19 protein-coding genes are annotated in these 24471 nt (G+C 58.0%); 6 read left to right on the top strand and 13 right to left on the bottom strand.

Translation table 11 applies throughout. The features are described 5' to 3' along the window. The first annotated feature begins 129 nt into the window (after positions 1–129). The 3 genes from HF945_RS08985 to HF945_RS08995 are packed head-to-tail and all read left to right on the top strand — an operon-like array spanning position 130 to position 3606. A complete protein-coding gene (locus tag HF945_RS08985; protein ID WP_290522275.1) occupies positions 130–2295 on the top strand; it encodes a TonB-dependent receptor in 2166 nt (721 codons plus the stop codon). 43 nt (positions 2296–2338) lie between these two features. Continuing rightward, a complete protein-coding gene (locus tag HF945_RS08990) occupies positions 2339–3448 on the top strand; it encodes a PepSY domain-containing protein (protein WP_290522276.1) in 1110 nt (369 codons plus the stop codon). Further along, entirely contained in the window at positions 3445–3606 is a 162-nt protein-coding gene (locus tag HF945_RS08995) for a hypothetical protein (protein ID WP_290522277.1), read from the top strand. Before HF945_RS08990 ends, HF945_RS08995 begins: the two co-directional genes overlap by 4 nt. Positions 3607–4186: 580 nt before the next feature. Here the strand turns inward: HF945_RS08995 and HF945_RS09000 are convergent. From HF945_RS09000 to HF945_RS09025, 6 genes are all read right to left on the bottom strand, one after another. Further along, the gene (locus HF945_RS09000) at positions 4187–5632 is read right to left on the bottom strand and encodes a hypothetical protein (protein WP_290522278.1); all 1446 of its coding nucleotides are present in this window, start codon (positions 5630–5632) and stop codon (positions 4187–4189) included. A gap of 72 nt (positions 5633–5704) precedes the next feature. Then, on the bottom strand, positions 5705–7042 hold the full coding sequence (locus tag HF945_RS09005) for an FAD-dependent oxidoreductase (protein WP_290522279.1): 1338 nt from the start codon (positions 7040–7042) through the stop codon (positions 5705–5707). A 568-nt stretch (positions 7043–7610) separates the two neighbouring features. Further along, complete coding sequence (locus tag HF945_RS09010) at positions 7611–7997, bottom strand: DUF4345 family protein (protein WP_290522280.1); 387 nt, start codon at positions 7995–7997, stop codon at positions 7611–7613. Between the two features lie 41 nt (positions 7998–8038). Next, positions 8039–9499: a hypothetical protein gene (locus HF945_RS09015; RefSeq protein ID WP_290522281.1), complete on the bottom strand. Its 1461-nt coding sequence runs from the start codon at positions 9497–9499 to the stop codon at positions 8039–8041. Positions 9500–10075: 576 nt separating this feature from the next. After that, positions 10076–11596 (bottom strand): NAD(P)/FAD-dependent oxidoreductase, encoded by a 1521-nt coding sequence (locus HF945_RS09020; protein ID WP_290522282.1) that lies wholly within the window; start codon positions 11594–11596, stop codon positions 10076–10078. A 14-nt stretch (positions 11597–11610) separates the two neighbouring features. Then, the gene (locus HF945_RS09025) at positions 11611–12462 is read right to left on the bottom strand and encodes a metal-dependent hydrolase (RefSeq protein WP_290522283.1); all 852 of its coding nucleotides are present in this window, start codon (positions 12460–12462) and stop codon (positions 11611–11613) included. A gap of 246 nt (positions 12463–12708) precedes the next feature. Between HF945_RS09025 and HF945_RS09030 the strand changes: the two genes are divergently transcribed. Further along, positions 12709–12957 (top strand): hypothetical protein, encoded by a 249-nt coding sequence (locus HF945_RS09030; RefSeq protein ID WP_290522284.1) that lies wholly within the window; start codon positions 12709–12711, stop codon positions 12955–12957. A gap of 41 nt (positions 12958–12998) precedes the next feature. Here the strand turns inward: HF945_RS09030 and HF945_RS09035 are convergent, their stop codons facing one another. The 5 genes from HF945_RS09035 to HF945_RS09055 form a co-directional block, all read right to left on the bottom strand. Then, on the bottom strand, positions 12999–13391 hold the full coding sequence (locus HF945_RS09035; protein ID WP_290522285.1) for an MAPEG family protein: 393 nt from the start codon (positions 13389–13391) through the stop codon (positions 12999–13001). Between the two features lie 61 nt (positions 13392–13452). Further along, complete coding sequence (locus HF945_RS09040) at positions 13453–14052, bottom strand: class I SAM-dependent methyltransferase (protein ID WP_290522286.1); 600 nt, start codon at positions 14050–14052, stop codon at positions 13453–13455. Then, positions 14039–14452: a hypothetical protein gene (locus HF945_RS09045; protein WP_290522287.1), complete on the bottom strand. Its 414-nt coding sequence runs from the start codon at positions 14450–14452 to the stop codon at positions 14039–14041. The genes HF945_RS09040 and HF945_RS09045 overlap by 14 nt, the downstream gene beginning before the upstream one ends. 30 nt (positions 14453–14482) lie before the next feature. After that, positions 14483–16012, bottom strand: a complete 1530-nt coding sequence (locus HF945_RS09050; RefSeq protein ID WP_290522288.1) for a bifunctional GNAT family N-acetyltransferase/carbon-nitrogen hydrolase family protein — start codon at positions 16010–16012, stop codon at positions 14483–14485. 103 nt (positions 16013–16115) lie between these two features. Further along, on the bottom strand, positions 16116–16490 hold the full coding sequence (locus tag HF945_RS09055) for a hypothetical protein (protein WP_290522289.1): 375 nt from the start codon (positions 16488–16490) through the stop codon (positions 16116–16118). A 24-nt stretch (positions 16491–16514) separates the two neighbouring features. Between HF945_RS09055 and cobB the strand changes: the two genes are divergently transcribed. Together cobB and HF945_RS09065 are read left to right on the top strand one after the other, a co-directional pair. Continuing rightward, positions 16515–17225, top strand: a complete 711-nt coding sequence (gene cobB, locus HF945_RS09060; protein WP_290522290.1) for a Sir2 family NAD+-dependent deacetylase — start codon at positions 16515–16517, stop codon at positions 17223–17225. 364 nt (positions 17226–17589) lie between these two features. Beyond that, the gene (locus HF945_RS09065) at positions 17590–18663 is read left to right on the top strand and encodes a 3-deoxy-7-phosphoheptulonate synthase (protein ID WP_290522291.1); all 1074 of its coding nucleotides are present in this window, start codon (positions 17590–17592) and stop codon (positions 18661–18663) included. Between the two features lie 597 nt (positions 18664–19260). Here the strand turns inward: HF945_RS09065 and HF945_RS09070 are convergent. Further along, on the bottom strand, positions 19261–22818 hold the full coding sequence (locus HF945_RS09070) for a hypothetical protein (protein WP_290522292.1): 3558 nt from the start codon (positions 22816–22818) through the stop codon (positions 19261–19263). A gap of 565 nt (positions 22819–23383) precedes the next feature. Continuing rightward, complete coding sequence (locus HF945_RS09075) at positions 23384–24385, bottom strand: alpha/beta hydrolase (RefSeq protein WP_290522293.1); 1002 nt, start codon at positions 24383–24385, stop codon at positions 23384–23386. Positions 24386–24471 lie beyond the last annotated feature (86 nt).

Raw genomic sequence — 24471 nt, forward strand, 5'->3', positions numbered from 1 at the left:
CAGAAGGAGGCATTGTTGTTGGCTATCGCGCTCTTCGTTGATAACTATCAACAAAGATAACGATATTGTTTCTCATTACGAATCATATATTTATAATCACCTTCCCGTATTTCAACAAGAAGTGACGTTATGTCCATGCTGCCCTTCCGACTCACCGCCCTGGCGCTCGCCTGCATGGGCGCCAATGCTGCCTTTGCCGAGACCGGCACCACCGCATCGGTCAATGAACTGGAAACCATCACCGTGGAAAGCAGTGCCGATGCCTCCAAAGAAGGTCTCAGCAAGGCCTACGCCGGCGGGCAGGTGGCCGAAGGCGGCTCGCTGGGCATTCTCGGCAAGCAGGACAGCATGGAAACGCCCTTCAATTTCACCAACTACACCGAGGTGCTGATTGAAGACCAGCAGGCAGAAAGCGTGGCCGACATCCTGCTGAACGACCCCGCCGTGCGTGTGGCCCGCGGCTTCGGCAACTTCCAACAACTCTATCTGGTGCGGGGCCTGCCGGTGTACTCCGATGACATGAGCTACAACGGCCTCTATGGCTTGCTGCCACGCCAGTATCTGGCCGCCGAGTTCATCGAGCGGGTGCAGGTTTTCCGTGGTGCCAACGCCTTCCTGAACGGCGCGGCCCCCGGTGGCAGTGGTCTGGGTGGTGCGGTGAATGTGCTGCCCAAGCGCGCCCCCAGCTATGACGTCAACCAGTTCACCCTGGGCGTCCAGACTGGCGGCCAGGCCTATACCGCCGTGGATCTGGCACGGCGCAGTGAAGATAACCGTGCAGGCGTGCGCATCAACGCCGCCCGCCGTGACGGTGACACTGCTGTGGACGGCGAGAACCAGAAGATATCCATGGCACATATTGGTGCCGATTTCCGCGAGGAAAACCTGCGCCTGTCTGCAGATTTTGGTTTCCAGAAATTCAGCATGGATGCCTCCATGCCCAGCATCACCTTTGCTGACGGGGTGCCCATCCCCAAGACACCCGATGCAGACAAAACCGTGGCCCAACCCTGGACCTACTCCAACTCCGAGGACATTTTCGGCACCCTGCGTGCCGAGTATGACTTCACGGACAACATCACCGCCTGGCTGGCGGCCGGTGCCCGCCAAGGGGAAGAGGAGGCCATTTTTGCCAATCCTGTAGGCACCACTGCCTCAGGGGACTACTCCGCCAACAGCTTCGAGAATGTGCGCGAAGATACCGTGGTTACCGGCGAGGCCGGCGTACGCTGGAACATTGACACCGGCTCGGTAGGCCATTCCTTCAGTCTGTCCAGCGCGACCTATGAACTGGACTCCAAGAATGCCTACATTTTCGGTTTCGGTGTGCCCGGCAATATCTACAATCCCACCTACTCCCCCATACCCGCACCCGGCCTGATTGGCGGAGACCTGAACAGCCCGAAAACCACCATCAAAACCCGGATGCGCAGCGTGGCGCTGGCTGACCAGCTAAGCATGATGGATGACAAACTGCTGGTCACCCTGGGTGGTCGCTACCAGGAAATCGAAGACACCAGCTATGACTACAACACCGGCAACCGCGGCAACAAGTATGAAGACAACGCGGTGACCCCTTCCGTGGGCGTGCTCTATCGACTGACCGACTCGGTCTCCCTGTACAGTAACTATATCGAAGGGCTTGTGGCTGGCGGCAATGCGCCAACTACAAATAGCGATAGACCCGGCGATCTGGTTGTTAACGACGGTGAAACCATCGCCCCGTTCAAGACCGAACAGGCTGAAGTTGGCATGAAATTCGATGCCGGCACCCTGGGCGGCAGTGTCTCCCTGTTCCAGAGCCAGAAACCCATCACCGGTTTCGACAGCAACAACAAGTTTGAAATCGTGGACGACCAGACCAACACCGGCCTGGAGTTGATGGCCTACGGCAAGCCGCTGGACAGCCTCACCGTGCTGGGCGGCGTTAGCCTGCTGGATACCGATGTGGACGGAGAAAAAGCCATCGGCGCTCCGGAAACCCAGGCAAACCTGAACGTGGACTGGGCGGTGCCTGGCACCGAAGGGCTGTCTCTGGATGGTCGTATTATCTACACCAGCTCCCAGTACGTGGATGCCGACAACACCACCAAAATCCCTGACTGGACCCGCCTGGATCTGGGCGCCCGTTACCTGATTCCCGTCGGTGAAGCGCAGATGCTGACCCTGCGAGCCCGGGTGGAAAACGTGGCTGATGCCGATTACTGGGCCTCTGCCGGTGGCTTCCCGGATTCCAGCTATCTCACCGTTGGCGCACCGCGTACCGTCGTGCTCTCCGGCACCTACGAATTCTGATACCAGGAAAGCGTCCCGGCCACGGCCGGGACCTGCCAGCCCTATGAAAGCCAGCACTCTGCGTACCTGGTCCGCGTGGCACACCTGGACCAGCCTGATCAGCACGGTTTTCCTGCTGATGCTCTGCATCACCGGACTACCGCTGATATTCCACGATGAACTGGACAGTGTTCTGCACAGCGACAACTGGCAACCGGCCAATCCCGGTGGCGAGCTGTTGAGCCTGGACCAGATTCTCGATCATGCTGCCGCCAACCGGCCCGGCGAAGTCCCACTGTACATGAGCTTCGATATCGACCGGCCGGTGATCAATGTGACCACCGGCCCGGCGCCGGACTCTCCCGGCAGCGACATGCTGATGAGTTCCTTCGATCGTACCAGCGGCGAGCTGGTGCCCTATCACGAAGGCTTCGACATCATGCACTTCCTGCTGCAGCTGCATACGGACATGTTCCTCGGGCTGCCCGGCATGTTATTTCTGGGTGCCATGGGCCTGCTGATGATCATCGCCATCGTTTCCGGGGTGGTGTTGTATGCGCCATTCATGCGCAAACTGGAATTCGGTGCGCTACGCACGCAACGCTCCAAACGCATCAAGTGGCTGGACTACCATAACCTGCTCGGTATCGTCACCGTGGCCTGGCTCACCGTGGTCGGCCTCACCGGAGTCATCAATACCCTGGCCGACCCCATTACGGCCACCTGGCGCAGTCAGGCCCTGGCGGATCTCACCGCCGGTTATGAGGATGCCACCGTGCCCACACCTAACGAAATGGCCTCCCTGGACGACGCTGTAGCACAGGCCGTTGCTGCTGCCCCGGACATGACATTGCAGTTCGTGGCGTTTCCCGGTGGCGACTGGTCCACGGATTATCACTACGCCATCTTTCTCCACGGCAATACGCCACTGACATCGCACATCATCACTCCGGTACTGGTCGATGCACGCACCGGTGAGTATGCCGATATGCGGGAAATGCCCTGGTACAACAAGGCCCTGTCCCTGTCTGGCCCGTTGCACTTCGGTGATTACGGCGGCACGCCGTTGAAAATCATCTGGTTCGCGCTGGATCTATTCGCCATCGTGGTGCTCGTGACCGGCCTGTATCTCTGGTGGGTACGCCGCCGCAACAACGTACCGGGAGAGGCATGATGGGTCACACCTTCGCCCTGCCCCTGCTGATCGCCATCACCAGCATCGCAGGCCTGTTGTCAGCCTTGCTGGGGGATGGCGTCTATGACTGGGTGTCCTGGCTGGGACTGGGCATCCCGGTGGCCGCGGTCATTCATGCGTTCGTCAGGCGCACCTGATACTCACTGCTGTCCCACAGTTTCCTGAATGTCCTGAGGAAGCGGGGGGCGCTTTCTCTTGTGGGAGCTTGCTTGCAAGCGAATAGCCCTTGTCGCACCAACATTCGCTTGCAAGCAAGCTCCCACGAGACAGGCATCTGCGAGCGTCAAAATGCGCCGGTGAATTCCTGTTCCACTAAACAGAAAAACCCGCCGGCTTGCGAGCCTGGCGGGTTCGGACTTCGCTAAGTCAAACGGTAGGACAGCAGCGACCTGATACTGGGCTTTATCGGCGTCAAGAAACAGGGGTTGCAGCTTCTGGCAACGCATTTCGAGTTTCGAAGACCCAAGACAGGGAGAGGATTGTGGTCCAGCGTTTTTTCGTGGCTTGCTTTATGGCTTCTTCGTTCACCCGCAGCCGCTTTCATCCGCCACTGTGGGAGCTTGCCTGCAAGCGATGAGGAACGCGCTCATGGCATCATGAAAGGGAGCCGTCGCAAAGCGCGATGACGTCAATATCCCGGTCTTGGCGCCGGAACAATCCAAACGCGTGCCGCCAAACTCAACCAGCAGCCACATTCCCACACTTCAGCTGCAGAGATCAGAACCGTACTGTCAGTGCCGAGATAAAGGCATCACGGCTGCCTATGAAACCGTCGTATTCCAGCATCAGGGATAAACGTGGTGTGATGTCCCAGTTGGCGCCCGCCACCAGGTTCCAACGATCGGAATTCTTTTGATCTACTTTGTAATCCAGTATCTGTTCTGTGCCCGGGATGGCAAGACTGCCCGTAATCACCGTGCGCACATCAAGATAATTGCCACCGGCAAACAGCGTCACTCGCCCTGCCCGATTCATGGCGAAGCCCCGGCCCAGACGCGGGCTTATGGTAAGTGCCCGCCCTTCCAGTACCGCCTTGTCCGAATCGGTCCACGTCACATTGAAAGGGATCAGCAGGAACCAGTCATGCCAGCCGGACGCGACTACCCCCCCTACCCCATAGTTCATTGGACTGAGGTCGGCGGTCACAGGAAAACGCACCTGCTTGTTCTCAAACAGATAACAAACAGGTGGCCTGATGATGCCGGTACAGTCCTTGCCGATCTGATCAAGCATGGCGTTGCCATCTATCGCGATATCCAGATCCAGATCGCCGTTCACCTGTCCGAACGTACCGTACAGATTCAGGAACGGCAGCACCCAGGCATCCAGTTTCACCTGTTCAGTGATCAGATCACTTTCGGCACCGAAGAAGACAAAGTCATAGGGACGGGTGCCATTACCGTTGAAGCCCACTTCCAGGTGCTCGATGCGCATCTCCTGCCGCACATCAGCGCGCACTACACCAACCCCCAGAGGCATGGGCAAGTTAAAGCCCCGCTCCACCGCCCGCTTGCCCAGAAAAGGGAGGGTATGCCCCCAATATCGGGGCGCCTGCTGGTTCTGTGTATGTGCAGAATTTTTACTGGGAAAGTTGTAGCTGGACTGCGCGGTGTTGCTCAACCGTTGATTGACACTGACCTGGCTGACCTTCATGCCAGCCCCGGCTGATACACCGGAATCACTGGACACAAACAGGGCCAGTTCATCGTTGCGATAACGCAGAGCCCCGTTCTGCGCTCCCACATTGGAAGACGCACCAGGCTTGATCAGCCACTTGCCATGGCGCAACTGAGCTAGCAGATCGGGATCATGGATAACGGCCAGAAACCGGCCGCCCTTGGCCCCCAGGCCAAAACCCATACGCAGGGAATGCACATCAAGGTAAAGGCGACTTTGCTCCCGGTTGTCGTGCAGGACAGCAACCGCGTTACTCCCGCCAAGAGGCCCCAGCAACAAAACATCGCTGGTACCAACCACATAGCCAACCGACTGCTCGAGCTCCTGTTCCAGGCCCGGCACATCCTTCAGGAACTGGTCCAGTGCCTCCCGGGTTTTCCAGTCGACTTGCTCGCGAACCTGCTGCAACTCATTGGCAGGCAGACTCGAGCAACCCGCCAGCACCAACAGCAACAACCCGCCACACCACTTTGTCACCACTGACATAGACGCGATTTCCACAACCGGTTTTGCCCATGGTGGACGCAATACCGAGCGCTGTCACGCAACCAGGAACGATCAGGATTGCAGCAAAGCCTCCACTGCACGGGCCGCACTCTGACAGGCCCCTTCCATGGTGGTGGTCCATTCGGTATCGGTCCAGTCACCGGCAATGGCCAGTCCCTTTACAGAGGTTTTCTGCTGCGGGCGCACTCCGGCCGTACCGGGACGCTGGGCGAAGGTGGAATTGGGCATCCGCACGATATGGCTGTGGATGACCTGCGCGTCTTTGGCCTTCGGGTAGTAGCGGCGCAGCATGTCCATCTGGATAGCGATAATCTCGTCATTGGACTTCTTGATCAGCTCATAGGACGCCGACACCGTGGTCGAGAAGAACCAGTTATCTTTCGGCTGTCGGCCATGCATGCGCTGGCGATCCCATACCTGTTCGAGAATCCCTTCCCCGTTGTAGAGAATCTCACCCCAGTCTTCCATACCGATATCGCGATCCAGATACAGGTTCACGCTGACGATGGGTACCGGCGTCAGGGCGTCTACCGCCTGTTCGATCTTGTGGTACTCCGGCATCTGTACCAGCAGGTCCTTCACCTGCCACACCGGAACCGCACAGATCACCGCATCGGCTTTCAACAGCTCCCCATCGCGAAGCGTAACCCCTGTTATTTTGCCGTTGTTGATGTCCACACTTTTCACCGGCGCACGGGTGCGAACCTTGACGCCATGTTCCCGGAAAAACCGCTCTGCGCTGTCCACGAACAGAGTGTCCAGATCGACGGTGGGATAACCGATGGAAACCGGGGTGCGCATCTTGATGCCTTTGCGAATGCCGGTGACTAACAGATCCGCCGGCACCTTGGCCGAGGAAATATCGGTCTTGTCTCCGGTAAGGCCAATCACGATGCCATCCCACATGGCGCGACGAGCAGACTGCGGAAGGCCACAGCGATCAAACCATTGCTCAGCGGTAATCTGATCCAGATCTGCCGGTTGTCTGAGTGCCTCACGGAACAAGCGGGCCTGAGCACGGGCTGTACGCAGTTTGTCCAGGCCACGAACCCCCGGCAGATCACCTACCATGGCGCGCAACCCTTCCACGCCCCAGAAGCCCGCCCGGCGCGTTTTACCACCGGGCATCCTGGCGGTCATGTGGCCGGGAAAGGCCACATGCTGCCGTGTCCCAACGCTGTCCAGATAGCGAAACAGATTTTCATAACCACTGGCGAAAACATGCTGGCCATTGTCAGGCACATCGTTGATTTCCTTCTGGGGAATGGCAATGGTACGCCCACCCAGAGCACCCCGACGCTCAAGCACCGTCACCTCATGCCCCGCTTCAGCCAACCACACGGCCGAGGCCAGACCCGATAATCCGCCACCCACCACAATGCATTTCATCTCGACACATCTCCGCCACTGTTGTTATCGAAAACAGGGAGGGTATCAGGGGGATATTCAGGCGGGGACACACAAAATTACGGTAGATGAACACCCTGACTGTAATGGCCCCACATGACTACGAGGCCGTTACGTTCTCAAGTGCGCATAGACGACCTGAGACATAAAAAAGGTTCATCGCGGATTAGCGGGAAAGCAGATTGGTCAGACGCCTGAAGTCGGACGTCTGACGCAAAAGACAGAAAACCGGCAGCCCCCAAGCTCTTGCGCAATGCACCTGCCACTACGCTCACAAGCACTGCAAACCCGCAATGCTGTTCACTTAAGCTCAAGGTCTCTGTGGGAGCGTGCTTGCACGCGAATGGCGCGCTCTGAAATAAAGGCTTCGCGTGCGAGCACGCTCCCACAAAAAACCAAAATCACGACCTAAATGAACAGCATGACAGCAAACCCGGGGTTTGATTTGGGCGTCAGACTTCTGACGTCCGACCTTCGACCAGGCCGCTTAACTTTCCCGCCATTCCGCGCTGAACGATAAAAAAAGCCAGGAAAATGCCCCCTGCTCGACTCAACTTCCCGTAGCTCGCAGACGCCACCAGGCCCAGATACCCAATATGGCCGCAATCGCTTCCATGACCAGATAGAGCAGCATGTAACCATTGGGATTGCCGTCTACGGCAATTCCGACACTCCGCCCCAATGCCATGGCCACCATCAACACCGACACGCCCAGGGCTCCGGTCCGCAGCGTGGCTGCACTGCCGGCCAATACCCACAGTATCACCCCCACCCCAACCGAAAGACCGCCATAAGTGGCGCGCAGGTCAATCCAGGCAGAAGATGCAACGGGCACCTCGCCCACAACCTGAGACATCAACACGCCGGGGGCAACGATAAACCCCAGACCATAAAGCAGAAAAACCGCTGCCACGAGACGAACCAGCAACATGGGCATAGATAACTCCAAACAGGATTGAGATGATGTCAATACAATGACTACGTCAAGGTTTCAGTCAACGTGGCAAAGTCACGCCGCGGAAGATTGGCTTGATCCCTGTCTCGCACCCGCCAGGCATCCACTTTCAACACAACCTCGCCCTCGTTATTTCGATGAAATGCCGCGGTCATGAAGTGCTCAGTGGTGCGGTCTCTCGGATAGGCAGACAGCCACCAGCCCTGACGCACACTCACCGCATCCGGGCAATCGACCGGATAGGATGACCAGCCTTGTGGGCGCACTGACGCATGGGGGAAAGGCTCGGGATTTCGCTCCGGGGTTGAGGTGGCAATACCGTCAAGGAATGTGAGGTTGGACAAGGGTGACGCGATCACTTCCACCAACTTGCCGCCGTTGGGCCCCAGCGTGGTGGTAGCAATACGGCCGAAATGCACATCACCACTCATCACCACAACATCGTGACCGGTTTCACCCAGAGCCTCCAGCAAACGGGCGTACTGGCCACGATAGCTCAACAGGTTTCGCTCCAGCGGATTGGGTGCCACGATCAATGGCTGGGGAATCACCAGCACCCCCGGGCCCGTCAAGCCCTTCGCCCAACGGATTAGCCTGTCGAAGTCCCGCTCCGGCAGAAAACGATCGTCACCCCTGTAGGATCGTAAATCCGCAAGACAGAACGACAACACATCAATATCGAACGTTTCCACCCGGGGGCTCTGCTGAATTCGCCGCACTCCATCTTCCGATGCCTTGGACCAGGTCTCACGGACATCATCGATCTTCAGTGCCAGCAAGGTCGGGATCAGCGAATCGTAGAAGGGATAATCGTTCCAGTATTCGTGATCGTCCGGCAGCATCCAGGTCGCCCCCCGATTGAGAATACTGCCCAGCAACTGCCAGTGATGCGCATAGTCATCCGCTACCCGCTCACGGATTTCACTTCGCACAAACGACAGGGAATCGAAACCGATATCCAAATAGACCTGATCCCCGGTGAGAAAGGTCACATGGGGGCGCACCGCTAGCGGACCGCGTTCGTACAGCGCCCGGTAGGAACCCGCCGCCTGGCCGCCATCGCGGTGGGCGTAGAAACAACTGCCCAGCGCCACCGTAAAGGGACGCTCCCCTTCATTGGGCAATCCCGCCGGCAAGGTATCGAACTGGCCATGACGCAACACCTGCCATTCTTCCACCTCCCGGTATATGGCATCGGTACGGCGAATGAACTCCACCTCATAGTGAGTATCTGGCTCCAGATTCTCAAACTCGACGGTGGTGTAGAAACGCTGATAGACATAACGGAAGGGCCGCTGCCAATCCTTCCTCACGATGTCCTTACGAATACGGGTACCGTCCGGGTGGATCAGTTCGACACAGGCCTGGTCTGGCTTTCTCAGCGTATGGAACAAGGTTCCGACCCATACCTTAGCCGTGGTTTGCGACACCCGCAGTACCGCCAGAGACCACTTTCCCTTGCTGGTATTCAACCCCTCAGTCATACCTCATCCTTCCTGGAACTTATTATGATTGTTGATTCCTGGAACAAGATTGCCCTGATCGGCAGAATGCTACAAGCGACCCGGTTGCAGGTTTTATGCTAGCGAATCTCACCACCCTGCCATGTAACCCAAACCATGGGTTTTGCAAACGTCCAAAAAGTCATCGTAGGAGCCTGCCTGCAGGCGATCTCTTTTTATTCAAAGCTGCATCGCCTGCAGGCAGGCTCATACGGCGAGGTGTCTCGTCCTCAGATCGAGAATAAGGGTTCATCACGTATTAGCGGTATAAAGATTGGCCGAAGGCGATTTCCGATCCTGATGCGGCAACGTAGCGGAGCGGAGTAACGCACGGAGTGCGGCCCGAAGGGTGAGCGAAGCGAATAATTTGCTGGCAAGCGAAGCCTTTCCCTGGCTCGACCAAAACCGCTTCGCGTGCAAGCACGCTCCCACAATGTTCCCCTTCCCCGCTTGCCTTTCGCATGTTGCGTGTTGCCTGATGCGTGAAGCAGCCGCAGAGCGGCAATAAAAAGGGGCCGAAGCCCCTCTGATAGTTACTGCTTGATGCCTCAAGCACACTCAGGCAGAAACCGCTTGTTTCTCGGTTTCCTCCACATGCACAAACTCGTAATCGGTACTGCGTACCTGTCGGGTGCGCAACCAGTAACGCCAGGTGGAACCGGGCCAGAGGGCAAAGTTCTTGCCGTCTTCCTGCTGGTACCAGCTGGTGCAGCCGGAAGTCCAGGTGGTGCCTTGCAGGCGGCGTTGTACATCATCATTGAAGGCTTGCTGGGCGGCAGGTTTCACATTCAGATAGTCTGCCCCTTCGGCTTTCAGCAGCTGCATACACTGCATGATGTAGTTCACCTGGCACTCGATCATGAACACAATGGAGTTATGACCCAGACCGGTATTGGGCCCCACCAGCATGTACAGATTTGGATAGCCGCTAACCGTCATACCGTAATAAGCCTCGGAAGACTCCGCCCAGTCCTTGTGCAGATCCCGACCCGGCAGGCCGGTCAACGGGAAGTCCTTCATGTAGATACGTGGGTCCACCACAAAGCCGGTGCCGAGAATGATGCAGTCCGCCTCGTGCTCCACACCATCATCGGTGACCACGCTGTTAGCTTTCACTTCCTTGATGCCGGCGGTCACCAGCTCCACGTTGTCGCGGTTGAACATGGGGTACCACTTGTTGGAAATCAGCACCCGCTTGCAGCCAAAGGCATAGTCCGGGGTCAGCTTTTCTACCAGATTCTTGTCTTTCACCTGGAAGCGGATGAACTGCTTGCACAGCGTGCCCAGCAGTTTTGCTGCACGAGTGCTGGAGGCTGGCGCGACACGGGACTCGTTACTCCAGTAGAGCCTTGTCCGATGCAGTTTGCGCAGGGCGGGAAAGCGCTTGAACAAACGCTGTTGCAACTTTGGGTAGCCACGCTCGTCCCGGGGAATCACCCAGGCCGCAGAACGCTGAAACACCGACAGCTTCTTCACCTTCGGCGCAATCTCCGGGCAATACTGAATGGCACTGCCACCGGTGCCGATGGACACCACCTTTTTGCCCACCAGGTCATAGCCGTGATCCCACTCGGCGGAATGCATCACCTTGCCCTTGAAGCGCGTCAGCCCTTTGATCTTCGGCTTGTTGGGCACGTGCAACGGACCCGAAGCCAGCACAAAATGACGACAGCGGATGGTGGAACCGGCTGCAGTTCGTACCGTCCACTGGCCACTGCCATCATTAAAGTGCGCTTCGTTCACTTCCTCCTGAAAACGGATAAAACGGCGCAGGTCATACTTCTCTACCGTATCGAGGATATAGTTCTCGATTTCGTCCCGGGGAGCATAACGCTTGCTCCAGTTCGCCTTGCCCGCAAAGGAGAAAGAATACAGGTGCGATTGCACATCACAGGCCGCCCCGGGATAACCATTGAAGTACCAGGCCCCGCCCACCTCGCTGGCCTTCTCCAGAATGACAAAATCCTCATTGCCGGCTTCCAGCAACTTGATGGCCATGCACAGGCCACCAAAACCGGCACCGACAATGGCCACTTCCTTGTTCAGGGTTTTCGCACTGATCTTGACTTTACTGTTCATGATTCGCTCCCTGCTCAGGCGGCTTTGGCCTGGTTCACGTCAAAGTTGGCAACTTCATCCATCAGGTCATCGGCCTGTGCAAGAAAATGACGGTTGTCATGCATCCAGGGGTGAAAGCCCGGGCGGAAGAAATCCAGCCAGTCCGGCAAGGCCCGACGCAGAACCCCGGGGCGCCCCAGAGTCAGGTTCAGCACCTTGCCCCAGCCTTTCAGCTTTAGCAGCCCCCCGCCCTTCGTCACCATCACCGTGTAGAACGGTACATACAGACTCCAGAACAGCAGGTTGGCAATCAGGAAGGCCGCCACGCGCAGCCCATAGGCCTGCACGCCTTTTCCCATCACCTGCTCGTAGGCATCGAAGCACACCGCCTTGTGCTCGGTTTCTTCGATGGCATGCCAGCGCCACACCGCGGAGTAATGCGGCTCCACCTGCTCCAGCAGGGTATCGTTACGCAGTAGCACATCCCCCAGTACTGCAGTGAGGTGCTCCAGCGCAACGGTAGCGGCCAGCTGAAAGGAACGTGGGGTTTTCTTGACCAGCTCCAGCAGCTTAACGACCAGCTTGTCCATGGCTTCCACCGGCATCCCTGCAGCCACCAGCGCCTCGTTGTACTCCTCGTGCTCGCGGGTATGAAAGCCTTCCTGGCCGATGAACGCAGAGATCTGTTCCTTCAGTTCGTCCCCCACGATCTCCTTGCGGTAATGACGCACACTCTGGATAAAAAACCGCTCCCCCGCCGGGAAGAAGATGGACAGGGTGTTGAAGAACTGGGTGACATGCAGTCCAGCCGGATTCCAGCTGAGCGCCTGGTCTTTGGGTAAGCCGAATTTGAGGTTTCGGCGGACGGGATCTACCTGAATTGTCATTATCATGCCCCTTCAAAGAATCGGAATGCCCCGATCCTAGAGCGGCAACAATGACACCATCAACAGTTACACTGGTCGATGTCATCTTTTATTGATTCAGGTCAAATTGCGGTCCCCTGAGCCCCGGTTTCCAGGGCGCAGCGTGCACAGATCACTTACCGTAGACCGCACCACCGGCGGTCATTGACCAGAATTCGTCTTGCTGACATCGTGTCCGCATCGCTTAACCCAGAGGAAAACAACAAGATGCGATATATCGGCATACTGATCGCCCTGCTGGCCGTGGGCTGGCTGGTGATGACCCAATTGCAAAGCTCACCAACCGGCCTGAGCACCGACACCACCGAAGCGGTAGAAAGCGTGGATGCCCCGGCCAATGTGCCTGACCAGGTACCGCGTAACACTGAAGAAATGAATGAGTTCGAGGCCAAGATCAACAGCCTGAACCAGGGCCAGAATGCCCGTAATCAGGACGCCTATCAGCAGACCCAGTAACAGACTAGCGGCTCTCGCAACCCGGGAGCCCCTCGCCCGCTCTACTGACTGGCTGCCAGATAGACGATGTACAGGCAACACCCCATCCCCACCACAAAGACCCCAGAGCGAAGCCAGGCCAGATTGGCAATATACAAAACAGGATGCAGCACCCGGGTCGCCAGATACAGCAACGCCACCCCATCCAGCCGGTTCAGATCCAGCCCTGAGGCGTAAGCGATAAAGCACACCATGGTAAAAAGCAGCAATGCCTCCCAGGCATTGGCCTGGGCCGCCTGCACCCGCCCCCCCGTGCCGGTCAACGCCGCCTGTTGCTGACGGGGATGGTGATTATCGAACGTACCAAACTGATTGATGCGGAAGTAAATCGCTGTCCAGGCCATGACAAACGGCAGGAAGGAAATGGCGAAAAGAACGTAGAGAATGATTGGCATGGTGAAGCCCTCGCGTCACATACGGCAAGCTCACAGTTTGAGCGGCCTGTGATAATGAATGCTACAACTTCTGGACAATCATATAGGCATGCAGCTCGGGATACTGATCAAATTCCAGGTGTCTGAGCTCACATCCCAATTCTCCTGTCAGCCGCACGAACCCTTGGGTACCCAATGACGAGTAATACATCTCAGGGCTCATGAAATCATCGTGATGCTCCCCTGGCCCCTCGGTACCGCCGAAGGAGAATATCAGCACACCGCCGCCAACAAGACTTTCAACCAGCCGTGTAATCACGCTTCTCTGCTCGGAAAGAGGAACATGCCAGATGCTGTCCCAGGCTGAAATCAGTGAAAATTCACAAGGCTGCACCCATTGGCAAATGTCTGCATGGTGAAAGGTCACATGTGGATGTTTTTTCCTGGCCAGGAGCAACATCTTTTCAGAAATATCCAGGCCTTCCGGGAGGAAGCCCTCTTCACTGAACAGATCAATGAGGCGCCCGGTACACCCACACCCTACATCCAGAGCCTTGCCCTTTTGGCCGACAAACTGAATCGCCCGGCGGTGCTGCTCGATGCCGTTCTGCCGATTGAATTTAGCGTTATCCCAGAGATGGGTAAGGGTGTCGTAATGTTTGCCTGTATCAACCGGATTCATGCTTTGCCGCGTGGCTAGCTGTCATGAAAGCCCAGGCGAAGAACAGCATGAAGGCCAGGTCGTTCAAACCGTAGATACTGTAGAAAATACCGGCAAACAGATCCATCTCGTACACGGACGCCAGGTCATGGCGTGACAACCACAGCAGCCAAACCACCACATAAATCAGTTTCTCAATCGCAAATACCGCTGCCAGCCAGCGAACGTTGCCGTTGACAAAAGCCGCTCCCAGATAAGCCAATCCCCACACCATGATCATCAGCAGACCAAAATTGGACATCACCACAGGGTCAGCCTGATTGATAGCCTCATTGGTAAAGGCCCGTGAGAACAACAACACACCACTGATATTCATTAGCGCGGCGGCAATAAAACCATTGCGGATAAGATTCGATTTCATGCTTTCTCCCTGTTGCTTACACAAGCACCGCTAGTTTTTCTTCCAGTCCAGGCGGTATAGATCTTCTCTGCGATCACGCAGATTGGTGACCGAGCCTTCCCGATGCAACAGTTTCAATTTCTCAAGATCCACATCCGCAAACATCAGCATCTCGGTATTGGGCACCGATTCGCTGATGATGGCGTCGTGGGGGAAATAGAAATCACTGGGGGAAAACACGGAGGATTGGGCGTACTGGATGTCCACTGCATCCACCCGCGGCAGGTTACCCACCGAACCAGAGATTGCCACGTAGCATTCGTTTTCGATGGCGCGCGCCTGGGCACAATGTCGCACTCGCAGGTAACCATTCTTGGTATCGGTCCAGAAAGGGACGAAGAGAATGTCCATCTTCTCCTCTGCAAGAAGACGGCCCAGTTCCGGGAATTCCACGTCGTAGCAGATCAGGATACCGACACGGCCGGCATCGGTTTCGAATACCTGCACCTTGTTGCCGCCCTGAATCACCCAGTCCCGGCGTTCATGGGGGGTAATGTGAATCTTGTATTGGGACTCCACGGAACCATCGCGACGCATCAGGTAGGCCACGTTATAGACTTTGTCGTCTTCAATCACCGGCATGGAGCCTCCGACGATATTGATGTTGTAGCTCACCGCCATGTCGGCCAGGGCATCACGGACCTGCTCGGTAAAGCTGGCCAGGAAACGCACCGCTTCCACGGAATTGAGTTCCGGACGCAGCCCCATGAGTGGTGCGCTGAAGAATTCTGGCAGCACGGCAAAGTCGGCCCGGTAGTCAGACAGCGCATCAATGAAGAATTCCACCTGATTGAGCAGATCTTGCACATCCCGCGCTTCCCTCATGCGACGCTGCACCACCCCGACCCGGACAACGGTACGGCGGGGCCATTCCGCTTCTTCGTCTTCCGGTTCATAGAGGATGTTGTCCCACTCCAGCAAGGTGGCGTAGCCGTGGGAATCTTCGTCTTCCGGCAGATAGGCCTTCATCAGACGTTTGACATCAAAACCGTTGGACAACTGGAACGACAGGATCGGATCGTAGATGGCGCGAGCTTCCACCTGTTCGATGTACTCGGTGACCTGCATCTGATCCGCGTAATTGGTGTAGCCCGGCAATCGGCCGCCAGCAAGGATGGCGCGCAGGTTTTCTTCCCGGCACAGTTCCTTGCGGGCCTCATAAAGCCGACGCCCCAGCCGGTAGCCGCGATATTCCTTGTCCACGAACACATCCAGCCCGTAGAGCGCATCCCCCTTCTTGTCGTGGGAGCGGACCTTGTCATCGGTGATCAGGTCTTCATAGCGGTGCGGGTTGGAGAAACGGTCGTACTTCACCTTGATGGTGAGCGCGGTGGCCACCAGCTCGCCATTATCTTCGATCACCAACTGCCCTTCCGGGAAAATCCGGATCAGGGTACGGATGGTGTCTTCCGGCCAGGCGCCACCAATATCGTGATATACCTGATCCATGAGTTTGGCCAGTGCGGGGTAATCGTCCTCAGTGAGGGTACGAAGACGAAGGCGAGTGGTTTCTTCGGCCATAAAAAACTCCGTTTTACGCTGCACGCATCACGTGACAGGCAAATAAAAATTTTTGTCGGAAGTCTGAGGTCGGACGTCAGACGCTAAATCCGCAACACCTTTACTAACTGCTCAAGGGGGGAAACGGGATCAACCAGCTCATGTCCCGATTCTGTAGTGCATCCGGGCCGGTGGGATAGAGGGCAATGCCATCGGGGCGGATAAACAGCACCCCGCCTGCGTTCAACCCCACGTATCCGGACTGGTGCTCTCGGACATAGCCACACTCACTCCCCCATTGCGGCTGCAGGGAGGGTGGAATGGTTTCGTAGCCAATGACACCATTAGCCAGGGGGTCGTCAATGGCGATGCGATCACGGTAGAGCCCCACCGCATCCTCCCCTACCAGCAACACCATGCCCTGATGAAAATGCAGCAGGGTGACAGTGCCACGGCCGTTGAGTGTCAGATTTTCCTGGCGATCAATAATGGTATCCATGAAGACGGACTCGAGAACAAGTAAATGGCTGAAAACATTGTAATACTTACCGGCGCGGGAATCTCGGCGGAATCCGGGATCAAGACCTTCAGAGCAGCCGACGGGCTGTGGGAAAACCACCGCGTGGAGGATGTGGCCACGCCGGAGGCCTTCCTCCGCAACCCCCTGCGGGTACAAAACTTTTACAACCAGCGGCGCGCCCAGCTGCTGACGCCGGCCATCAAGCCCAACGCGGCTCATCGGGCGCTGGCAAAACTGGAGGCGGCCTACCCCCGTGGGCATGTGCTGGTGGTCACACAGAATATCGACAATCTGCACGAACGAGCCGGCAGCAGCAACCTGATTCATATGCATGGCGAGCTCCTCAAAGGCCGCTGCCAGACCAGTGGCGGTCTGGTGGACATCGACCACGACCTGACCCCGGCACTGCCCTGCCCCCTGTGCGGCAAGCAAGGCTGCCTGCGGCCCCATGTGGTGTGGTTTGGCGAGATGCCCCTGCAGATGGAAACCCTCTACCGGGCGCTGGCCCAGTGCGACCGCTTCATCAGCATCGGCACCAGCGGCAACGTCTACCCGGCAGCGGGCTTCGTGGAAGAAGCCAATCGCCACGGCGCCCACACCATCGAGCTCAATCTGGAGCCCTCCCAGCGCCTCACCGCCTTCGCCGAACACCGCCATGGTCTGGCCACGGAGCTGGTACCCGGGTATGTGGAGGAGTTGATCGGGCTTTTGTAGCGGCAAGCTGCAAGCCTCAAGCTACAACGCGAGGCCGGGCTTGGGATTAACCGGATAGCAAGCAGTTCCGCGTTGAAAAATCAGGAAAAAAGGAGCGTTACGGCAGCTACCCACGCCTGAGCGCGGGCACGACGCTCGAAACACTTACCGAGCACCCCGCGCCTTGTAGCTTGTAGCTTGAGGCTTGAAGCTGGCAACTTGCTCCTCATAACCCCTACCTATCCTATCAACAGCCCCGCCCGTATTTCTCTGGCGGCCCGTTTCCGCTAGACTCCTGAACCTCTATATATAAGGAGTGCCCGCTATTGCAGCCCGTCACAGAGCGGGCCGGGGGCTCCGGCAACGACAGCTAGTCAGGAACAACATGACCGATAAACAGGTAGACGATCTCAATATCGCCTCGCAGGAACTGCTGATCACTCCCAACGCGCTGAAGGAAGAGCTGCCGCTTTCCCAGAATGCGCGCCAGACCGTGATCGAAGGGCGCGAGACCATCCGCAACATCCTCGACCGCAAGGACCACCGTCTGTTCGTGGTGATTGGCCCCTGCTCTATCCATGACACCAAAGCTGCCATGGAATACGCCCAGAAGCTGAAAGCCCTGGCCGAGGAAGTGAAGGACACCATCTACCTGGTGCTGCGTGTCTATTTCGAGAAGCCGCGTACCACCACCGGTTGGAAGGGGCTGATCAACGACCCCTACATGAACGATTCCTTCAAAGTACAGGACGGCCTGCACATTGCCCGCAAACTGCTGCTGGACGTGGCTGAACTGGGGCTGCCCGCTGCCACCGAGGCACTGGATCCCACCACCCCTCAGTACGTGCAGGACCTGATTGCCTGGAACGCCATTGGCGCCCGTACCACCGAAAGCCAGACTCACCGGGAAATGTCTTCCGGTCTGTCCAGCCCGGTGGGCTTCAAGAACGGCACCGACGGCAGCCTGGATGTGGCTGTTAACGCCATGCTCAGCGTGAAGTCCCCGCACCGCTTCCTGGGTATCGACCCGGAAGGCCGGGTGGCTCTGACCACCACCAAGGGCAACCAGTATGGCCACGTGGTACTGCGTGGCGGCGGTGGCAAACCGAACTACGATTCCGTTTCCGTGGCCCTTGCCGAAAAGGCCCTGGAGAAAGCCGGTGTGTCCACCAACATCATGGTGGATTGTTCCCACGCCAACTCCAACAAGGACCCGGGCCTGCAGCCCCTGGTGATGGAAAACATTGCCAACCAGATTCTGGAAGGCAACCAGTCCATTGTCGGTCTGATGGTGGAATCCCACCTCAAGTTCGGTAACCAGAAGATCCCGGCCAACCTGGACGATCTGGAATACGGTGTGTCCATCACCGATGGCTGTATTGCCTGGGACACCACCGAGAACGCCATCCGCGACATGGCCGACAAGCTGCGCGACGTGCTGCCCAAGCGTAACGGTTGAACCGCAGCACACCCTTCAAAAGCCCGGTCTGTTACCGGGCTTTTTTGTGGGGTTCATCGCGGAATTTCGGGAAAGGGGGCTGGCCAGGGTTGGCTGAAGCCGATTTCGATCTTGATGTGGGAACGTAGCGTAGCGAAGTAACGCACGGAGTGCGGCCCGAAGGGTGAGCGAAGCGAATAACTTGCTTGCAAGCGAAGCTTTTCCCGCAATCGACCTAAACCCCTTCGCTTGCAAGCAAGCTCCCACAGTGACAGTCGGGCAGCGCTTGCGGATACGGGGGCTCAACGGGCTTCCCCGCTAACCCGCTATAAGCCAAAAAGGTTCATCACGGATCATCGGGAAGTTGCGATTACCAAGGCCTTCCCGTAGGAGCGTCGCTGGCGGCGCGATTCAAGACCAGGATCAAAAGCGTTTTCACCACAGAGAGCACAGAACGCCTCACTGTGGTAAGCATGCCTTTAGAGACATAGATTATCGCGCCGCCAGCGACGTTCCTACGGGACAGGCTTTGTGTATAGCAGTCCCGCAATTCCGCGATGAAACCCAAAAAGCCCGGCACTTGGCCGGGCTTTTTAGGGTTGGTTTATCCTGAGGTGCTTACATGAAGGCACCAAACAGGGAGTCAAACAAATCAGTCAACGGGTTGTCTTCCAGTGACGGCGCCTCGCCCTCTTCCTGGTTGAGCAGACAGCCCAGGCCCAGGGTCAGGGAAAGATTGCCTTCCTCATTGAACGCGCTGAGCAGCGGACAGCCCGGCAGGAGACCAATGGCTTCCGTATTGAGCAGCTCGATGCGATCCAGCGTTTCAATAAAGCAGACCGTCGGATCCACCATGCCGGAGGCAGAGGTCTCGGGACACACCTGGTCGGTGAGCGGGTTGGGTTCTGTCAGCGGACCGAGCAGCTCTTCCAGCGCGGCCAAACCGGCACCGGCTTCCGCCAGGCAGTCAGCAGGGGTGGTCGGGCCCAGCGGCAACGCTGCGGTTTCCGGACAGAACTGTTCCAGCGCCGGAGCAAAGGGGTTGTCGCCCCCCATGCCGCCACCGGCTACCGCGTCTTCGAAGCAAGCGGCCGGGTCCACGGTACCCTCTGCTGACGCCATGGGGCACAGGGCTTCGGTCAGCGGGTTGCTGCCACCCAGGATATCTTCGATGTTGCCGAAGGTGCTGCCCGCTTCTGCCAGACAATCTATCGGCGTGGTCGGACCAATCTCGGCGTCAGCCGTGTTGGGGCAGAACTGCTCCAGTGCCGGTCCGAACGGGTTATCGCCGCCCGGCAGCTCACCGCCCATGGCGATGGCTTCCTGGAAGCAAGCCGCCGGATCCACAGAACCATCTGCAGATTCTACCGGGCAAAGCTGCTCGGTGAGCGGATTGGAACCGGAAATCAGATCCTGTACATCACCAAACGCTGAGCCCGCCTCAGTCAGACAATCAATCGGGGTGGTCGGACCCAGCTCACCGGCCGCTGCCTCCGGACAGAATTGCTCCAGTACCGGCGCGAACGGGTTGCCGCCACCCGGCAGCTCACCGCCCATGGCGATGGCTTCCTGGAAACAGGCCGCCGGATCCACAGAACCATCTGCAGATTCTACCGGGCAAAGCTGCTCGGTAAGCGGGTTGGAACCGGAAATCAGATCCTGTACGTCACCAAAGGCAGCACCGGCCTCAGTCAGACAGTCAATCGGGGTAGTCGGGCCCAGGTCCGCCATGGCCGCTTCCGGACAGAACTGCTCCATGACCGGGGCGAACGGGTTACCTTCACCGCCGGGCAAACCGCCGTCACCAAAGTCCGCTGCGGCTTCTTCGAAACAGGCCGCCGGATCCACCGGGCTCTCTTCAGACGCCACCGGGCACAGGGCCTCGGTCAGCGGGTTGCTACCCAGCAGCAGGTCCTGCACGTCCTGGAAGTTGCCGCCGGCTTCGGTCAGACAGTCGATGGGAGTAGTCGGGCCCACGTCACCCGCAGCGGTTTCCGGGCAGAACTGCTCCAGAGCCGGGGCAAACGGGTTTTCCATATCGCCACCGCCCGCGGTCGCTTCCATGAAGCAGGCCGCCGGATCGATCGGCGTGTTCTGGGACGCTTCCGGGCACAGGGCTTCGGTCAGTGGGTTGGCGCCACCGATCAGCTCTTCCACATCACCAAAGGCAGCACCGGCCTCAGTCAGACAGTCAATCGGGGTGGTCGGGCCCAGGTCCGCCATGGCCGCATCCGGACAGAACTGCTCCATGACCGGGGCGAACGGGTTACCTTCACCGCCGGGCAGACCGCCATCACCAAAGCCTGCTGCGGCTTCTTCGAAACAGGCCGCCGGATCCACCGGGCTCTCTTCAGACGCCACCGGGCACAGGGCCTTGGTCAGCGGGTTGCTACCCAGCAGCAGGTCCTGCACGTCCTGGAAGTTGCCGCCGGCTTCGGTCAGACAGTCGATGGGAGTAGTCGGGCCCACGTCACCCGCAGCGGTTTCCGGGCAGAACTGCTCCAGAGCCGGGGCAAACGGGTTTTCCATATCGCCACCGCCCGCGGTCGCTTCCATGAAGCAGGCCGCCGGATCGATCGGCGTGTTCTGGGACGCTTCCGGGCACAGGGCTTCGGTCAGCGGGTTGGCGCCACCGATCAGCTCTTCCACATCACCAAAGGCAGCACCGGCCTCAGTCAGACAGTCAATCGGGGTGGTCGGGCCCAGGTCCGCCATGGCCGCATCCGGACAGAACTGCTCCATGACCGGGGCGAACGGGTTACCTTCACCGCCGGGCAGACCGCCATCACCAAAGCCTGCTGCGGCTTCTTCGAAACAGGCCGCCGGATCCACCGGGCTCTCTTCAGACGCCACCGGGCACAGGGCCTCGGTCAGTGGGTTGCTGCCCAGCAGCAGGTCCTGCACGTCCTGGAAGTTGCCACCGGCTTCGGTCAGGCAGTCGATGGGCGTAGTCGGACCTACTTCACCGGCTGCAGTCTCGGGGCAGAATGCCTCCAGAGCCGGGGCAAACGGGTTCTCCATATCGCCGCCAGGCAGTTCACCACCCGGGAAGGCTTCTGCCGCTTCCATGAAACAGGCAGCAGGATCGATGGGGCTGTTCTGTGCTGCTTCAGGACACACGGCTTCCGTCAGCGGGTTCGGACCGGTAATCAGGTCCTGCACATCCTGGAAATTGCCACCGGCCTCGGCCAGGCAATCAAAGCCGGAGGTCGGGCCCAACGGGGCATCGGCAGTTTCCGGGCAGAATTGTTCCAGCAGGGGGGCAAAGGGGTTGCTGGCATCGCCACCGGCACCACCGTCACCACCATCACCGCCATCGCCACCGCCGTCACCGGGGAAGCCACCCTGGCCCATCAGTGCTTCAGCAAAGCAGGCCGGAGGATCGATTCGGCCATCCGCCGCATCTTCCGGACAGATCTGCTGCGTCAGCTGATTGGACTCAGTGAGCATGTCGTAGATCGCCACATAATTGCGGCTGGCTTCGTTCAGGCAGTTGACCGGTGTTTCTTCATTGAATTCACCGGCACCGGTTTCCGGGCACAGCTGCTCGGTGATCTGGTCAGCACCCGGCAGACCACCACCATCACCGCCCGGCAAGCCACCACTCTGCGCGGCTTCAGCGAAACAGTTGGCCGGATCCACTTCACCGTCTGCGGATTCTTCCGGACAGATCGCGTCGGTCAGCGGGTTGGCGCCACCAATCATGTCACCGAATTCACCAAAGTTACCTGCGGCTTCCTGCAGACAAGCCGCCGGGAAGGTCGCACTGCCATCAAACGAACTGTCGGTGTCGTAGATGAAATCCTGATCCAGCAGCTCACCGTTGAAGGTCAGCGTGGCATCGAAGACTTCCGCCGCTTGCGGACAGAATTGCTGCACCACAGGATTCAGAGAAAGCTCGTAGCCGGTATCTTCCTCGGCATCCTCTTCAGCCTCGTCCATACAGGCTTCTGAATTGATATTACCCAGCTCATCCGGGGCTGCGCTGGTCAGCGGACACAGTGCCTCGGTAAGCGGGTTTTCCTGATCGATGATTGCTGCGATCTCAGGTGGCAGCGCGCGCGCGCTGGCACTTGGCTCCAGAGCCTGAGTGGAGCTACTTCCCCCACCTCCACAGGCTGTCAGCAGTGCCGCCAGGGCGCTGGTGCCGACCATGAGTTTGATTTGATTGGCCAAGATGAACCCCTCCATCATGCTTTGTCGTTATTTCTTCCCCCTACTGTCGGTTATTCGCCTATATGGGGAAGCGTGCATGGTGGACTATGCGGCCGATGTGCAATCTACTGTAGAGCATGGCAGTTGACGGTGTGTAACCAAGCGTAGTCTTCGTAACCACTTGGTGTCTTCCAAGCGCTCAAAACTACACACTGCAAATAAAAGGTTCATCGCGAAATTTCGGGAAAGGGGCCAGGCCAGGGTTGGCTGAAGGCGATTTTTGATCTTGATGTGGGAACGTAGCGTAGCGAAATAACGCACGGAGTACGGCCCGAAGGGTGAGCGAAGCGAATAACTTGCTTGCAAGCGAAGCTTTTCCCGCAATCGACCTAAACCCCTTCGCTTGCAAGCAAGCTCCCACAGTGACAGTCGGGCAGCGCTTGCGGATACGGGGGCTCCACAGGCTTCCCGCTATGAACCAAAAGCGTGCATGTCGGGAATATCAGTTAACACCTGGATTTGAGCCGTTTCCGTACCTGCAGCTGTCATGACTATTACAGGTTTTCCGCGTATCGACGGGCAGGATTCACTGCCGGCCGCGCACGACCTGGGCATGGGCACGGACATGCCCTTCATCATCACGCTGGCTGAGGTGATCATGAACAAAGGCGCCAATTTCCTGCAACGCCCTGCCCGCCTCGGGGACAAACGACGCCAATGCATGAAACACATGGGGCATGTTTTCCCAGATTTGAAGCTCGCAGGGAACTTCAGCCATTCTTGCCTGTTCCGCCACACGCTCCGCATCGCTGAGCAGCACTTCCGTGCTACCCACCTGAAGCAGTATGGGGGGCAAACCCGTGTAATCAGCATAAACCGGTGATATCAGAGGGGATGCCGGATCATGCTCGCGGCTGTAGGAACCGGAAACAAAACGCAAGGCGTCCATGGGAATCATGGGGTCGCGGTCGCCGTTGCTGATTACACTCTCCCCACTGCAGGTGAGATCAGCCCAGGGGCTGATCAACACTGCACAGGAGGGTTGAGGCAAACCCAGCTCACGCAGACGTAACATGGTGACCAAAGACAAATTGCCACCGGCAGAATCCCCGGCAAAAACGATGTGAGCCGGATCGTAGCCCAGCGCCAGCAATGCCTTGTAGGCCTTCACGGCATCATCGATGGGTGCCGGGTAGGCCCAATCCGGTGGCTGGCGGTAATCCAGCGCCAGCACCTTGGCCCTGCAATACTGACTCATGCGCCAGGTCACTGCCCGATGGGAACGGGGTGAACCGAAAAAATAGGCGCCGCCATGGAAATACAGCACCACACGATTGGAACGCACGCCCCTGCCAGCGATCAGCCATTCACCGGGTACTCCGCCAACCAGCGCAGGAGAGATGTGCACATCGGAATGCACCGGTAGCGCCAAGGTCACGGTATCGAATCCCAGCTGGGAGAATTTCATGAAACGACGACTGAAACGAAGCCGGTTTACCACCGGCTTCACAAAGGTACGCAGGGTGCTGGTCACGAGCTTGCCCTGCCAGCTGTTACCTTCGAAACGGGTGTTGTTGTTTTTCTTCATTGCACACTACGCTCACTGGCCTGCTCTTCAGACTAAGTGGTCATCCTGCCGCTAACAAGCCACAATACGCACAGCTTTGTTGATGA

The organism is Alcanivorax sp. (assembly GCF_017794965.1).
Classification (GTDB): Bacteria; Pseudomonadota; Gammaproteobacteria; order Pseudomonadales; family Alcanivoracaceae; genus Alcanivorax.

Excerpts from the sequence above, each read along its gene's own strand:
- HF945_RS08985 (WP_290522275.1), top strand. The coding sequence starts at position 130 with ATGTCCATGCTGCCCTTCCGACTCACCGCCCTGGCGCTCGCCTGCATG.
- HF945_RS08990 (WP_290522276.1), top strand. The coding sequence starts at position 2,339 with ATGAAAGCCAGCACTCTGCGTACCTGGTCCGCGTGGCACACCTGGACC.
- HF945_RS08995 (WP_290522277.1), top strand. The coding sequence starts at position 3,445 with ATGATGGGTCACACCTTCGCCCTGCCCCTGCTGATCGCCATCACCAGC.
- HF945_RS09000 (WP_290522278.1), bottom strand. The coding sequence starts at position 5,632 with ATGTCAGTGGTGACAAAGTGGTGTGGCGGGTTGTTGCTGTTGGTGCTG.
- HF945_RS09005 (WP_290522279.1), bottom strand. The coding sequence starts at position 7,042 with ATGAAATGCATTGTGGTGGGTGGCGGATTATCGGGTCTGGCCTCGGCC.
- HF945_RS09010 (WP_290522280.1), bottom strand. The coding sequence starts at position 7,997 with ATGCCCATGTTGCTGGTTCGTCTCGTGGCAGCGGTTTTTCTGCTTTAT.
- HF945_RS09015 (WP_290522281.1), bottom strand. The coding sequence starts at position 9,499 with ATGACTGAGGGGTTGAATACCAGCAAGGGAAAGTGGTCTCTGGCGGTA.
- HF945_RS09020 (WP_290522282.1), bottom strand. The coding sequence starts at position 11,596 with ATGAACAGTAAAGTCAAGATCAGTGCGAAAACCCTGAACAAGGAAGTG.
- HF945_RS09025 (WP_290522283.1), bottom strand. The coding sequence starts at position 12,462 with ATGACAATTCAGGTAGATCCCGTCCGCCGAAACCTCAAATTCGGCTTA.
- HF945_RS09030 (WP_290522284.1), top strand. The coding sequence starts at position 12,709 with ATGCGATATATCGGCATACTGATCGCCCTGCTGGCCGTGGGCTGGCTG.
- HF945_RS09035 (WP_290522285.1), bottom strand. The coding sequence starts at position 13,391 with ATGCCAATCATTCTCTACGTTCTTTTCGCCATTTCCTTCCTGCCGTTT.
- HF945_RS09040 (WP_290522286.1), bottom strand. The coding sequence starts at position 14,052 with ATGAATCCGGTTGATACAGGCAAACATTACGACACCCTTACCCATCTC.
- HF945_RS09045 (WP_290522287.1), bottom strand. The coding sequence starts at position 14,452 with ATGAAATCGAATCTTATCCGCAATGGTTTTATTGCCGCCGCGCTAATG.
- HF945_RS09050 (WP_290522288.1), bottom strand. The coding sequence starts at position 16,012 with ATGGCCGAAGAAACCACTCGCCTTCGTCTTCGTACCCTCACTGAGGAC.
- HF945_RS09055 (WP_290522289.1), bottom strand. The coding sequence starts at position 16,490 with ATGGATACCATTATTGATCGCCAGGAAAATCTGACACTCAACGGCCGT.
- cobB (WP_290522290.1), top strand. The coding sequence starts at position 16,515 with ATGGCTGAAAACATTGTAATACTTACCGGCGCGGGAATCTCGGCGGAA.
- HF945_RS09065 (WP_290522291.1), top strand. The coding sequence starts at position 17,590 with ATGACCGATAAACAGGTAGACGATCTCAATATCGCCTCGCAGGAACTG.
- HF945_RS09075 (WP_290522293.1), bottom strand. The coding sequence starts at position 24,385 with ATGAAGAAAAACAACAACACCCGTTTCGAAGGTAACAGCTGGCAGGGC.